General features: G+C 51.6%; 8 protein-coding genes. 4 read left to right on the forward strand and 4 right to left on the reverse strand.

The window, feature by feature from the left end; translation table 11 throughout:
• The first annotated feature begins 412 nt into the window (after positions 1–412).
• The 4 genes from SD69_RS16145 to SD69_RS16160 all read left to right on the forward strand — a co-directional run bounded on the left by SD69_RS16145 (position 413) and on the right by SD69_RS16160 (position 7,387).
• A complete protein-coding gene (locus SD69_RS16145) occupies positions 413–3,415 on the forward strand; it encodes a TonB-dependent receptor (protein ID WP_041524031.1) in 3,003 nt (1,000 codons plus the stop codon).
• Positions 3,416–3,565: 150 nt separating this feature from the next.
• Positions 3,566–5,344 (forward strand): arylsulfatase, encoded by a 1,779-nt coding sequence (locus SD69_RS16150; RefSeq protein ID WP_198144118.1) that lies wholly within the window; start codon positions 3,566–3,568, stop codon positions 5,342–5,344.
• A complete protein-coding gene (locus SD69_RS16155; protein ID WP_041524032.1) occupies positions 5,345–6,319 on the forward strand; it encodes a zinc-binding dehydrogenase in 975 nt (324 codons plus the stop codon).
• 75 nt (positions 6,320–6,394) lie between these two features.
• Positions 6,395–7,387 carry a sugar phosphate isomerase/epimerase family protein gene (locus SD69_RS16160; RefSeq protein ID WP_052481276.1) on the forward strand — a complete coding sequence of 331 codons (993 nt, stop codon included), beginning with the start codon at positions 6,395–6,397 and terminating at the stop codon, positions 7,385–7,387.
• 179 nt (positions 7,388–7,566) lie between these two features.
• Here the strand turns inward: SD69_RS16160 and SD69_RS16165 are convergent, their stop codons facing one another.
• The 4 genes from SD69_RS16165 to SD69_RS16180 form a co-directional block, all read right to left on the reverse strand.
• A complete protein-coding gene (locus tag SD69_RS16165; protein ID WP_041524033.1) occupies positions 7,567–9,282 on the reverse strand; it encodes a GMC oxidoreductase in 1,716 nt (571 codons plus the stop codon).
• A gap of 21 nt (positions 9,283–9,303) precedes the next feature.
• Positions 9,304–9,909, reverse strand: a complete 606-nt coding sequence (locus SD69_RS16170; protein ID WP_052481278.1) for a gluconate 2-dehydrogenase subunit 3 family protein — start codon at positions 9,907–9,909, stop codon at positions 9,304–9,306.
• Between the two features lie 864 nt (positions 9,910–10,773).
• On the reverse strand, positions 10,774–11,832 hold the full coding sequence (locus SD69_RS16175) for an SGNH/GDSL hydrolase family protein (protein WP_041524034.1): 1,059 nt from the start codon (positions 11,830–11,832) through the stop codon (positions 10,774–10,776).
• A 160-nt stretch (positions 11,833–11,992) separates the two neighbouring features.
• The gene (locus tag SD69_RS16180; RefSeq protein ID WP_041524035.1) at positions 11,993–15,007 is read right to left on the reverse strand and encodes a TonB-dependent receptor; all 3,015 of its coding nucleotides are present in this window, start codon (positions 15,005–15,007) and stop codon (positions 11,993–11,995) included.
• Between the last annotated feature and the right edge of the window lie 36 nt (positions 15,008–15,043).

Raw genomic sequence — 15,043 nt, forward strand, 5'->3', positions numbered from 1 at the left:
CCATACAGGCAAGCCGGATGGCAGCGCTTGTACCTTAAAGTTAAAGATTATCGATGAACCCGGACCCTGCTCGCACCTAACAAAACCCCATCCGGGCAACAGAATACGCCCCCCAAACAAAACACCCAAGAAACCACTTGCATTTATGCGCATGGCGACTTAAGTTATGTAACCGATTTCATCTGTATGAGAGTCTCTTTTAAATAAAAGCGAGTGATAGAGGCCCATACAGATAAAATCCACCATAAAACAAAGCGATACAGAATTTAAATAGGTATTTTTTACTGGTAAACCATAAAAATAATGGCGAAAAAATGTAACCGATTACCGAAAAATCATTTATCAACCACTATCAACCCAAAAATTGTCAAAGCAACAATAAATGTTATCGATAACGATAAGGAGTAACTTGATGAAAAAGAGCCATGATTTTAATAAAAATCTATTAGCCAAGTGTATAACCTCAATTGCCTTTGCCGGACTCAGCCTTCCAGCATTAGCCCAGGATACCGATACGCAGATGCTTGAAGAAGTTGTCGTCACCGGCGTGCGAGCAGCCCAAGCCGATGCCGTCAACATTAAGCGCGATGCAAGCTCAGTGGTCGATGCCATCTCCGCTGAAGATATCGGTAAATTACCCGATGTGACGATTACCGACTCACTGCAGCGCATCAGCGGTGTGCAAATTCGCCGCTCAGCCGGCGAGGGTACCGCACTTAACATTCGCGGTATGCCGCAAGTACTCACAACACTCAATGGCGAGTCGTACCTGGGCGCCAACTCATTAACCACCGTGCAACCCAATTTTAGCGATATCCCCTCGCAGCTATTCTCTGGCGCCGAAGTGGCAAAATCGCAAACCGCTAGCTATACCCCCGGCGGCATCACAGGCGTAGTAGATCTGCAAACTTACCGCCCATTTGATTTTGACGAAGGCTTTACCGTTTCGGGTTCGGTGCAGGCGGCACAAGGTGCAGACACTCAAGAAACAGATCCATCCGCGAACATTCTGCTCAACTGGAACAGTGAGCGCATTGGTATTATGGCCGCCGTATCGCGCCAAGAAGCCACTCTCGCTAATTACTACTCAGGTATGGCTGGTGGCGGTGAAAACGCTGGCTGGAGCGGTTTTGCCACCGAGAGCTGGGCCTACGGCGACCCTACTGACGTTAACGGCGATGGAGACACCGACGACACCTTTTGGGCCTACCAAGGCCACCAGGCATTTAACCGTTCTACCGAACGCGAACGCACTGGCGCCAATTTAGCGCTGCAAGTGGACCTAGGGGCAGGCTTTGAGGTGGTTGCCGAGGCACTCTTTACCGAGCTCGACGACAATGACTACATGATGGGCATTGCCCACTCTGACAAGTGGAACCGTTGGGGCTGGTTTGAACCCACTCAGTCTACACCCAAAGATGCCATGGCCGATGGCGCAAACCTTTCGACCGTTCAGGAATACACCGGCAATGGTCGCCGCATCAAAACCTACTCGGCGGTTCAGTCACAAGATGCAGAGTCGCAAAACTACAATATCGAACTTAACTACGATAACGGCGGTGCGTTTACCAGCTCATTGCGTTTAGTTCACGGTTCGGCCGAGCAAGAGCGCCTCAACAGCTATATGGACATCGATTTGGCAGACGGTAGCCAATGGGGCGTAAATTGTCAGTACTACCCCACTGGCACGGCGGGTACCCAAGGTGACTGCGCCGATGGCCAACTGCAAACCAACCCCGGCGGCTACCACGGTTTCCCCACCCTCAGTGTGGATTACAGCGGTAGCGACCCATCTTGGGGAGGCTTTGATAACAATGCAAACTTAGACATAGACGGCAACGCGGTAGGCGACGCACGCACCATTAACTCCTACCTCGACGATGTGAACAGCTACGCATTGGGCGCCCTCACCTCGGAGAACAACTTTAGCCAGGAGGGTGAGTTAAATGTAGCGCGCTTTGACGGTGAGTATCGCTTTAACGACGGTTTTATTACCTCGATTGAGTTTGGAGCCCGGTTAAGCGAGCGTAGCATCGACAACGACGTATTCGATCTTCTCTCCCCGATCGGTGACGCGCAATGCGCGGTTAAATGGAAAGCCACCGATGTTACCTTAAATGGTGGCGGTATCCCCGAGGCGTGCACCTACGGTGACGGCGATAATTTTTACACCGCAGGTGTACCCACTCCGATCAGCGATCTTAGCGCGACACAAGTCAGCGACTTTGGTGGGGTGTCGGGTATCCCTACCATTTGGTCTGTCGACCCCAAAAGCATGCAAAACGTCGAGAGTTATCACAGCAATCTGTACCCGGGAACTTTCCGCTCCAACAACCCTGGTCAGTCCTACCAGGTGGATCTGGACGAGACCAGCTACTACATTCAAGCGAACTTCGCCACGGGCATCATGAGCGGTAATTTTGGTTTGCGTCAGCTGGAGACCGACCTAACGGTTGTACAAAACCAAGTGGGGGCAGCACAACCTTACGGCGCAGCTGCAGCAGATACCGGCGACATCGTTACCGAGCGCTCATTTGATGACTTACTGCCATCGTTAAACCTGCGTTTTGATTTGACTGAAAACTTAGTGGTTCGTGGCTCGTTGACGCGCACCATTGCACCGCTGGATCTGGCACAGTGGGGCGGAGCTCTCACACCGTCTTACACACTCGACGGTGACGCCGATAGCGATACCTTTGGTAAGTTTATTGTCAACGCCGCCAACTCCACCGGCAACCCAGAGCTAGACCCATGGAAAGCAACCAACTACGACCTCTCGCTCGAATACTATTTAGGTAGTGCGAGCGCCGTATCGGCAAACTGGTTCTACATCGATGTCGAGAGCTTTATTGAAAGCGGCTCGGTAGAAATGGCACTGCCGGACCAGGATGGTGTAGTGCGTCGTACGGTCAACGTCAACACCAGCGTACAAGGTGACGGCGGTGTATTAAAAGGTGTCGAACTGGCAGCCAAGCTCGCCTTTGACGACTTCTTAGACGTTAACTTTCTAAATGGCTTCGGTGTCGACGCCAACTATACCTACTCGCCTAGCTCCTCGGGCAACGCAGGGCTTAACGGCGACGACCTGCCGTTTCAGGATAACTCAGAAGATGTCATTAACTTGGTGGGTTGGTATGAGTCTGGTCCCTTCCAGGCGCGCCTGGCCTACAACTTCCGCAGCGAACGCGTCGTTGGTTTTAACCAGACCTGGGGCAGCGGCACACTTTGGCAGGATTCAACCTCCTACGTTGACGCCTCGGCAAGCTACGACATCAACGACAATGTTAGCGTGTTCGTAAATGCCTCTAACCTCACGGGCGAAAAAGAAACCTACTACCTGGAGTGGAAGGATCAGTTCGCTTGGCAAAATGAGTACGAGGCTCGTTACACAATGGGCGTACGGGCAACCTTCTAGGTTGCCAACTAGACTAGGGGAGTGTTGGGCAGTCCCCTAGTTCGCTCGCGCTGTCATAGCATGGGCTCTCCTTTGGCGCGCTAACAGAAGTTAACGCGCCCTTTTTTTATGTCTTTTAACGAAAATACAATGCATATGATTAGACCCCTCGTGTTGATAATTACTCTGATATGGGCACTGGTAGCGCAGGCCGCCACATCAACCACCCAACAGCCCAATGTACTGCTTATTATGACCGACGATCAGGGCTGGGGAGATGTATCAGCCAATGGTAACACCACCTTAAAAACCCCCAGCATTGATACCTTAATGAACCAGGGCGTGCGCTTTGACCGCTTTTACGCAAGCCCTGTGTGCTCCCCTACTCGCGCCAGTGTTTTGACCGGGCGCCACTCTCTGGCAACTGGCGTTTACAGTGTCACGCGCGGGGGCGAAAAAATGTTTAGCGATGAAGTCACCCTCGCCGAGCACTTTAAACAGGCAGGCTACCGCACCGGACTATTTGGCAAATGGCATAATGGCTTGCAATACCCCTATAACCCAAACGGGCAAGGGTTTGATGAATTCTACGGCTTTGCCGACGGCCATCTGACCGATTACTTTAATGGCACCGTGCTGCACAACCAGCAAACGACAGCCTTCACCGGCTACTTACCCGACCGACTCACCGATAAAACACTGGCATTTATGGCGCAGGATAACCAACCGTTTTTCGCCATGCTAAGCTTTAATACCCCACACAGCCCCTTCGAGTTACCACAAACATTGTTCGACAAATACGCAATGATGGGGCTGGATGCGACTGACGCCAGCGTCTACGGTATGGTCGAAAATATCGACAACAATATCGCGCGCCTTTTGTCGGCACTAGAGCAACAACCTCAACTGGCTAACACCATTGTGGTGTTTATGTCGGATAACGGCCCCGCCTTTCCCGCTGGCAATACCCGATACAACGGCGGTTTTAAGGGGTGGAAGGGTAAACTGGACGAAGGCGGTGTGCGGGTACCGTTTGCCCTTTACTGGCCACATAAACTAAAGCCTAAAACCACGCAGGTGCCCGGCCAACACATCGATATTCTACCCACACTGCTAGCACTTAGCGGCGTAACACCTGCCGCGGGCAAACCCATTCACGGTAGCGATTTAAGTGGGGTACTAGTTTCCAACAACCGCGATCAGACACTTTACCAACGCCCGCTGTTTACCCACCACTTCAGAAACACGCGCCGCCCCACCGAAAACCCTGTGCAGATGGCGCCCGGCTCGCTACGCAAGGGTAAATGGGCAGCCATTGTCGACCATAGCGGTCAATGGCGGCTTTACGATTTAGACAAAGACCCGCAACAAAAGCTTGAGCTAAGCGCACAAAAGCCCAACGTACTCAAGAAGCTTAAAGCGGAATATATCGCCTGGTATCAAACCACCCGCTTAGAACGCTACCAGCCTCTGAGTATTCCTCTGGGGCTTGCGCAAGCGCCAAGGACACAACTTCCCGCGCACGAGGCTGAAATCATTACTGAAGGTGTTGACTACCACTTTAAAGATGGTTGGGCCCACGACTGGCTTACAAGTAAAGCACCAGAAGCAGGCGCTGTCCGTTGGCCGGTCGAGGTTACGCGCGCGGGCAGATACCAGATCACACTGCACTACGGCACCCCCGATGGATCGTACACCGGCCAAGCGCAGCTATTACTGGGCAAAAATTTAGTGCCTCTCGATGAGTTTGCACCTCACCTCGCCAAAGCTCACCCAGGAAAACGGCTAGCAGCCACTGGCGAGGCCCCTACCAAAATCTGGGCGAACAAAACAGTAACGGCTAACCTAAAACAAGGCAAAGGCGATTTAATTCTGCGTTTTTCGCAAGACACCAAAGGGCGCAACCTAGAAATTAAAGGCCTAACTATCAACTACGTGGCGGAGGACTAAATGAAAGCGTTGGTTTATCAGGTCAGTACCGATGATTTTTTAGTACAGGACATACCCGAGCCAGTAGCCTATGGTTATGACGTTAAAGTGAGAGTACTTGCGACTGGTTTAAACCCTGTTGATAGCAAAGTTAACCTCTGGTATCAAAGTGTTTTCGACCAAACGACACCCTTTGTTGGGGGGCTGGATGTGGCCGGTGAGATCGTTGCGCTGGGTGATAAAGTAACCGGCTGGAACTTGGGCGACAAGGTTCTATATCACGGCAACATGTTTCGTTCCTGCGGCGGGTTTGCCGAATATACCCTGCACGACTCACGAACCCTTACCCAAATGCCCGCAATAAGTCCATTTGTGGCTGCGGCTACCCCCTGTGCCGGCTGGACCGCCTTACATGCATTAAAAAACAAACTCAACGTCGATCGGCGAAACTCTATTTTAATCACTGGAGGTGCTGGCGGGGTTGGCACCTTCGCCATTCAGTTGGCTAAATTTTACGGTGTAAGAGCGATTATCACCACGGCCTCCGCAGCCAAACACGCCTACGTAACGTCACTAGGAGCCACGCACGCTATCGACTATCAACATGAAGATGTCGTGACAAAGGTGCGTGAAATAACCGACAACGCCGGTGTAGAAATCGCGCTTGATGCCGCCGGGGGCGATAATGACGTTTTATGCGCAAACAGCCTGGGCTTTGAAGGTGAACTGTGTGGCTTGGTACGCACCCTACGACCCGAGCAATACGCAAATTCATTTAGCCTGGGCCTAAGCTTTCATCAACTTAGCCTGGGTTCAGCGCACACTCATAATCCCAGTTTACTGCTAGAACTTGGCAATGATTTCTCGCATCTTCTCGAAGCGAAGCACATTGCGTGTACCGAACTCAACAGCGTAGGTTTTACTGAACTAAGTGAAGCGATGCGCGCGCTGCGACAAAAATCGGTACTCGGCAAGCTGGTTTTCGTACCAAACTAATAGCCCCCTAACAAGTGGCAGCAACCGCTGCATTCATTAGGAGCTTTCATATTAAGCTTTACAGGAATTACACCGATGAATCTTTCCCGACGAAGCTGCTTAAGTTTACTCGCCTCTAGTAGTGTAGCCTTTAGCGCAAGCGCGCGAGCCATTAACACATTAACAACTTTTCGCAGCCTTACGCCCAAACGCGCATCATTGTCTCAATGGAGCTTCCATCGAGCTATTTTTGGTGACAGCCGCAATAACTACGAGCAGTTTCTGAAGTTGCTAAAAACCAGCCCCAATGACGTGCTGCAAGGGAAACTCGCACCCCGCGATATAACGTTGATAGCACGCAACTTTGGTATAGAAGCGATAGACCTGGTCAATTTGTGTTTTTATGGTCGAGCCCAGGACAGCGCATGGCTTGCCGAATTTAACCGTCTGGCCGATGACACAGGCACCCGGTTTCAGATGTTAATGTGCGACCAAGCAGGCTACCTGGGGGCAAGCTCCAAAGCAGCACGGCAACACGCTATTGAGCAACACAAAGTGTGGATGCATACCGCCGCCGAACTCGGCTGTAGGCAAGTGCGAGTGAACGCCTATGGTGATGGCAGCTATCTGGCACAACTAAACCAGTGCGCCGAATCGCTGCACACGCTGGCTGAGATCGGTAAGCCTTTAGAATTAGAGGTCTTAGTAGAAAACCACGGACACCCTTCCAGCAACGGCGCCTGGCTTGCAATGCTTATAGAGAACGCCAGCCACGATAATATTGGCGTACTCACAGATTTAGACAACTTTTTTATGGGCGGCTGGAACCTAACGCCAGAGCGCCGTTACGATCGAACCCAAGGTTTGCTAGACCTCGCGCCTTACACCCGTGGCGTGAGCGTTAAAACATTTGATTTTAACGCCCAGGGAGCAGAGACAACCATAGACGTTCCCGCTTGCTTCAAAATACTGACAGACGCGGGATTTAACGGCTACTACAGTGCCGAATACGAAGGGGAGCACTTATCTGAAGCAGACGGAACGCAAGCAACAATCAAATTGATCGACCAAGCCCTCGCAGCGCGTTAACCTGCCTTTGTGAGCCTTTCAGTTAACGACTGCCGAGGTTAACCTCAACGAAATTTACTTTCGTCAAGCTTCTGTTAAAAGCTTTCCAGTACCCCGCAAAAGATCAACCGGGCGTCCTTGGCGCGCGCCCGGTTATTATCCACTGAGGAAACTGTTATAAAGTTCCTGGCAAGCCCGCACTAAAGCTTTCCGGCCGCGAGCTGTTTAACCGCGTAATCACACGCACGAGCCGTTAATGCCATAAAGGTTAACGAAGGGTTTTGACAGGCGCTAGAGGCGAAGCTTGCGCCATCGGTTACAAACAGGTTGGGAATATCATGCGCCTGATTAAACCCATTGAGTACTGACGTATTGGGATCGACGCCCATCCGCGCCGTGCCCACCTCATGAATCGCTAAACCAGGCGGGCGAGGGTTAACATGGGCTTTAACGTTCTTCAGCCCCGCCGCCTGTAGTATCTCAGCGGCGCTCTCTCCCATGTCAGTTATCATTTTCTTTTCGTTGTCACGGTGCTCGCAGCTCATTATTAACTGCGGAATGCCCCATTTATCGACATTGGTGTCGTCCAATCGAACGTGGTTTTCATAATGAGGTAGCATTTCACCTTGCCCGCCCAGATAAAAACTCCAGTCACCGGCCGAACGAATTTTATCCTTCAAGGCTTTACCATACAAACCGCTACCGGCCAACGACTGCCAGCTATCACGCTGGGCACTACCGGCAAATGCATAACCTCGCACATAGTCCATTTCTTGTTTAGCCACATTGCGAAACCGCGGAATATAAATACCGGTGGGGCGGCGACCTTTATAGTAGCTGTCGTGAAAGCCCTCCACTTGCGCGGTAGCGCCAACACCATAAATATGATCCATTAAATAATGCCCCAAGGCACCCGAAGAGTTAGCCAACCCCGTGGGAAACGCCTCACTTTTAGAGTTAAGCATAATTTGGGTGGTGCCCAAGGTAGATGCGCACAAAAAGACAATTTTGGCGTAATACTCCCGCACCTCAAGGGTTGCGGAATCGATCACTCGTACACCAGTTACCCGATTTTGCTTATCGTCGTAAATCACACTATGCACGACACTGTCGGTAGCAATTTTTAAATTTCCAGTGTTCATCGCGGCGGGTAACGTCGAGCTTTGAGTTGAGAAGTACGCCCCAAACGAACAGCCTTTTTGACACTCATTTCGGGCCATACACTGCACCCTACCCTGAGCCAAATGCTGCGCGGACGGTTTCGATAGGTGTGCACATCGCCCCATGATCATTTTTCGATCTTTATAGTGCTTCTCTATGCGTGCTTTAACCGTTTTCTCAACCTGATTAAACTCAAAGGCAGGTAGAAACTCGCTATCGGGTAAAACGGCTAAATTTTCTTTACTACCACTAATACCAACGTGCTTTTCAACGTAGCTGTACCAGGCCTCTAGATCTTTATAACGAACGGGCCAGTCGACCCCATGACCGTCTGTGGCGTTAGCGTTAAAATCCATTTCGCTAAGGCGATAACTCTGGCGGTGCCACAGCAACGATTTACCACCTAGTGCATTGCCGCGAATCCAATCAAATGGCTTTTCTTGCTTATAGGGATATTCCCGATCATTGCCAAAAAAATCTTTAGTCGCATCGTTAAAGGCATAGCACTTTTTCTGGATATAAAAATCGGTGTCAATGGTATTGGCATCCAGACGACCACGCTGAGGCATCTCCCAGGCTTTTACGCCCTCGCCAGTGTAATCTTTACGATGCTCTACGGCTTGGCCACGCTCCACCATCAATGTTTTAAGGCCTTTTTCGGTCAGCTCTTTAGCGGCCCAGCCACCGGTCACACCGGAGCCAACCACAATGGCATCAAATGGCTCTTTCGCCGCTTTAATATAGGGGTAAGACATAGCTACACTCAGCTTTTATAGTTAGACAAACGGCGCTAACGACCAAGACCGACCCACGTCGGAAAACGGCACGTCGCCATCGTATCCGCCGGGAATCGCCAGATAACTCAGCTCTTGGGTGGCACCTACTTCGCTTGTGTAATAGGCAAACGTCACCAGCGATATAAACTGCCGCCACACCTGCGACTCACCCTCACTAAACGGTGTTGTGCCCTCATGCAAAAGCGCCGTTAACGTCTGCCGCTGGGCTTCGCTGAGCTCTGAAAAACGCTTGCCAAACTCCGCCTGCGACTGCTGGTCAATAGCATCTAGAAACCGCAACAAACTCGTCTGTTGTGCAGCCGACGTACACACCTGAACATGATGATCGAGATAAAGATGAACGCCCGCGCCAGTAGCGCCGGGGGTATCGGTGGCAGGTATCACAATATCGGCTAAGGCGGCCGCGCACAGCAATTGTGCGGCACTGAACAGCCTAGCGTTACCAGAAGCCGAGACCGCTTTGGGCTCAAACTCAGCCAGAGCATCCATGGCCTGAGCGCTTAGACTTAAGCCCAGAATACCCGCGAGGCTTTTAAGGGTTTTGCGCTTACCGGTGTCACTCGGCAAGTGGGGAGCTACATTCACGGTTATCACCCATTGTTGTTATTGATCGATGTAATCGATTACAACACTTACGCTATCTATCCGCAAACGCCTTTAACTTGATTAACATTTCTTGGCAGTCAGTCAGCAGGCAATTCTACAGGCGCTTGCGCCTCAAGATCGGCACCAGCTCAAGGCTTGATCGCCATTCTTAGCGGCGCGATTGCCAGAGCTAGCGAACAGCAGCCTATGCTCAGACTTACCGTGATGGAAACATCGCGCCACACGGAAGCTCTTAATCCGTACTCCACCGACTTTTCACAGTGGTAGATTGTACAAAAAATGCCTTAATTCCTTGAGTTTGTTCGGATTTCAGGCGAAATAACCAATAAAAAAAGAGACGTGAGTTCGTGTTGTCTAAACGAAATTACGCCTACTACGCTGTTATGTGTAAAGCATGATTGAAGTACTACTTTTGATAATATTATTTTTTGCCTCCGGTCAGTTTGGCTGGGCTATTGTTTGTGGCATCAATATAAGCCTCTACATAATCTAACTGGCCCTAATCTAGAAATCGAATTCAGAGAGGAGCCCATAAGCTTTATTGGTGTTACGGCAGTTTATCGAGCAATGTGGCGTTTTCTTGTTTATCTAACAGCCAATTCAGTAGTAAAGTTTTATAACTTTGTATTTAACGAAACACATAACCGGGCGTTACTCCCACAAGCTACACAAAACTCCCTAATCGAGATAGCAATCCGGCTGCCCGCCACAGCAGCGCTAGCCTAAAGCGCCAATCTCGATGCAGCGCTGGGCAAGCTTACGACAAAAAATCCGGCAACGTGAGCCGGATTTTTAAACGTTTCAATCTCGGTCAACAAGATCACCGAATCAAGCTTCGCTCGTCTACCAACCCAATTCACGCTCTAATATTTGAACTAATGCTTCGCCTAAACGCTGTTGCGTTACCAGGTTGGGGTGGTAGTCACAGCCGTAGCCATCGTCAGGTTCAATTTTACCCAAATCGAGAACCCGAACGTCACCCGAGGCAATGGCGGCAAGGTCGGCTCGCTGAGCGGCACGAGCGTCACCTGAGAGCATGGGGCTTACCATTAAATAAATAGGTCGCTCGGGGTAGTCGGTTTGTACTTGCGACACGAATTCGCCCATCGCCGCGCGGTAGCCCGGAGCACTACCCAGCCAAAAATCGTTGGTGCCAATGGCAATAATAATGGCATCGGGGCGGTAGCGAGTGGTATCCCACTCATTGTCAAAGTCGTCACCCAAGGTTAGCAAGCGGCGCTCGGCAATGGTTGGGGCTTGGGGTGTTTCTTCTCCGTATGAGCGCCATACACCAATACCCGACCAGGCGATCGTATGAACATCAGCACTAAGCCGCTGCGCCGCAACGCCGGCATAGGCACGTAGTGGTGAGCTGGTTTCCTGAGAGTAGCTACATGCTTTACTGGCACCCTCGACGCCATAACCCGCGGTAATGGAGTCACCAATCACCAGCAGGCGACGCGATGCGGGGGCCGGAGGCGCCAGCAGTTGACCATCGGTGACTGGGTCGGAGACTAACGCCGTCACCCCCGAGAAGGACTCGGCTAACCGGGTTAATCGCACTTGATGAGGCTTGGCTTCGAGGCCGGAGGTGAGTGTGTAATCGGCCTCACCCGCTTTTACCCACAGCTCGGACTGCTCACCATCGACCTCCACCATAAAACGTATATCGGCCGCACTGGCAAGCCGGATGGCAGCACTTGTGCCGTTAAAGTTAAACTGCACCGATGAGCCCGGCCAGGTAAACGCCGCGCGCCCATCCGTGCGCTGATCAAAGCGGCCCACCAGCGTAACAGACTGCCCCGAAAAACCTTGTTCTGTTTGCAGAGCTTGCACGCTGGACGCTGAGGTACACGCAACCACCGAGCAAAGCGCCAGCGCGGCTATTATTGTTTTGAACATGATACAGCCCTTAAAAGTGAGTTGTGGTAGCCATACTATAACGCGTTGCCCAAAACACACCTGTGGGCAGGTGCTGAGAAGCTGAAACAAAAAAGTGGGAGCCGGTTTCCCGGCTCCCACAAAGCTATGCGCTTGCTACACAAGTTTTTAGGTCAAAGATTTACAAACGCGCGCGGATGCCCAAAGCCACACGGCGCTCTTGCACGTTCAAAGAACGGAACTGATCTTCAAACTGCGCATAGTTGCGATAGTCGGTCTCGGTTAAGTTGGTGCCTTGCAGGTAAACCGCGACATTATCGTTAATGTCATAATTAATAGAGGCATCCAGGTACCCGGCCGGCTCGGACCAATTACCCAAACTGATCGGCGCCTCGTTGGTATTCAAGCCCACCTGCCCCTGGAAGATATCGCTGCGCCAGTTGTAAGCCACCCGGGTGCTCAACTTTTCACCCTGATACCACAGCACGAGGTTGGCTTGGTGCTCAGAGTTTGAGTTAAGCGGAAAGCTGTTGCCCTCCAGGTCGACACTACCCGAATCGTTATCGGAATAGGTGTAGTTCGCCTCGATACCCGTGTTAGACAAAATACCTGGCAAGAAGCTCAGTGCCTGCTTATAACCCAGCTCAAACCCTTTTAGGTCGGAGGCCGGAACATTCTTGGTTGTCCAGACGTTGGCAGAGCGGCGAACCACACCGTCCGAGTCCGGGTACTGACGCTGCTCTTGCAGTGCTTGTGCGGCGCTCTCGACTTCGATCAGGAACACGCCGGCGCCCAGGATACCGCCTTCGCCAAAGTACCACTCCGTCGAAATGTTGTAGTTGTTGGCACGCCACGGGTCGATGTATGGGTTACCTTGATCGTTACCACCGCCCGGGCTGGTAACCACTTTGTAGGCTTCGCCGTTCTCGTCCACTTGGTTACCGTCCGGGGTATATACGCGATACTCCTGATACCACAGCGACTCACCTTCACCCACGTTCATCAAATCATTGCGCGACATGGTTTCGGCATATCCGAAGCGGACGATTACATCTTCGCGTGGGTAAAAGTTAATATTGGCCGATGGCAAAACATCGGTAAATGAAGTCTCAGTCGTTTCGGTGCCAAGCACTTTGTACATCACCTGCCAACCTTGCGGTTGGCCGTAGGTGGCCGAATAACCGCCACCGTAATAGGTGCCCTCTTCGGGCACCGCGCCCTGGTCGTAAACGCTGTTAACGACTTCGCGACTGGTTTCGACCACACGCACACCAATGTTACCGTCAAAGGGAACGCCGAAAATGCCATCCATATTTTCAAAATTAAACTGAGCGTAACCTGAGGTTTCTTCTTCCACCACCGAGTATGCACGCGATGGGTCGGCAAACTTTTGCGCCCCCGGATAAACAAAGTTCATAAACCCGTTCAAATCATCCAGACTCTCAGGGTCTAGCGCGGCAACACCGTCGCCCCAACCACCGAACGGACCAAAGTCATTGTAGGAGATAAGCTGTTCGCGCAGCTCATCATAGGGCGCAATACCCAAATCAGCATTGCCTTTAAAGTCGTTCCAGTCTGGGTATTGCTGCCAAACAAAATCGCCCGGCAGCTGTTCGTACCATAGATCTTCGGGTACGTTAGGATCTGCCCACGTAGAGTAGTACCCCGTTGGTGTCATATAAATAAAGCGAGTGTGATCGACATCGCGGCGACCGTAGCGAACGCCAAAGTCCACCGAGGTAAAACCGGCAAAGTCAAATTCGTACGAAGCATCGGCACGCACGGCATCAAGTGTCGCTTCATCGTCAGTGCCATCGGCAAACGCCTGAAATAAGTTGAGACGATCGGTGCTAGAGAGGTCATCCTCAAACTGGAAGGTAGGGTAATCCTCTCGGTAATCAACGGTTACCCAGAAAGGGTCAACCGGATCATCCTGACCATCGCCATCCTCATCGATCCAATACCACTCGGGTGTGCCCTGCTGGAAGGTTGCATTCGCGTAGTTCTTTTCGGCCTCAGCATGGATATAGCGAACCGAGCCCGTGAATGGCCCACCGTTATCGTAACTAAGCTCTAGGTTAGTATTGATGGAGTCAGTGTGATTTTGCCGGCTTTGCGTGGTCGCCTGAAAATCGGGCGCTTCAACAACCGCAACTTGTAAGGAGTTAATCACACGCTCGGGGGTATCGCCTTCGGCAGGCACCACCGTCTCGAATTGGCTTTGCGTACCGGGGCGCAAAACATCGTAATTGTCACTGTTGCTTCCGTTAAACTGCGTGCGCACACCGCGATCATACTGATCCATTTTTGTGTAAAACACATCAGCCGTCAGCTGTACAGCGTCGGTAATATCAAACTGCAATGAACCGGCAAAACCCTCTCGCTCCCGCTCCATAACAAATGCGCTAACACCATAACCACCGGGCACTAAGTAGCGATCGTTTAAATCGCCATTGCCATTCAGATCCAACGGATCGCCGCCGGCATTTACAAAGCCCAGACGGGCATCCTCCCAAATCTGGTAGTTGGCCGCATTAGAGTTGGACTTAAAAGCGCCCAACGTAAAACCAAAGCGGTCGCCGTTATAACCCACAAAAGCGTTGGTATTGTAATTGTCGTCTTCGGTAATGGAGCCTTGTGAGACTTCGGCGCTGCCAACGGCCGTCCAGCCCTGCTCTAGGTTGCGCGGGCGACGCGTTTTTAAATCGATCACGCCTGAAATACCACCAGCCGAAAGCGCTGCGCTTTGTGATTTATACACATCCACACCCGAGATCATTGATGCGGGAATATCACCGTAATTGGCGCCAACATCGGTAATCGACCAAGGGCTTAAAAACTGCTCGCCATTTAGAGTGGTGAGCACCTGCGGCATACCACGCACATTCAGGCTCGTGCCTTCCCCGGCCGTGCGCTGAATTTGCACGCCGGTTACACGCTGTAGCGAATCCGCGATGGTTACGTCGGGCAGCTTACCGATGTCTTCAGCAACGATGGAGTCGACAATCACTTTGGAGTCGCGCTTTACGTCAACCGCCGCCTCTTGAGAGCTGCGGATACCGCGGACAACGACTTCTTCGAGGAGTAATTGATCATCGGACGTTTCTTGGGCATGGACCACACCGGCAGTTGCCGTCAGGGAAAGTGCCGTAATCCAGGTGGACAAAACTCGCTGATTAGGGAGTGTTTTTCTCATGACTTGCCTCTTTTATATTTTATTGGCTTTTGCTCG

Source organism: Gilvimarinus agarilyticus (assembly GCF_000832015.1).
In the GTDB taxonomy this organism is placed as follows: domain Bacteria; phylum Pseudomonadota; class Gammaproteobacteria; order Pseudomonadales; family Cellvibrionaceae; genus Gilvimarinus; species Gilvimarinus agarilyticus.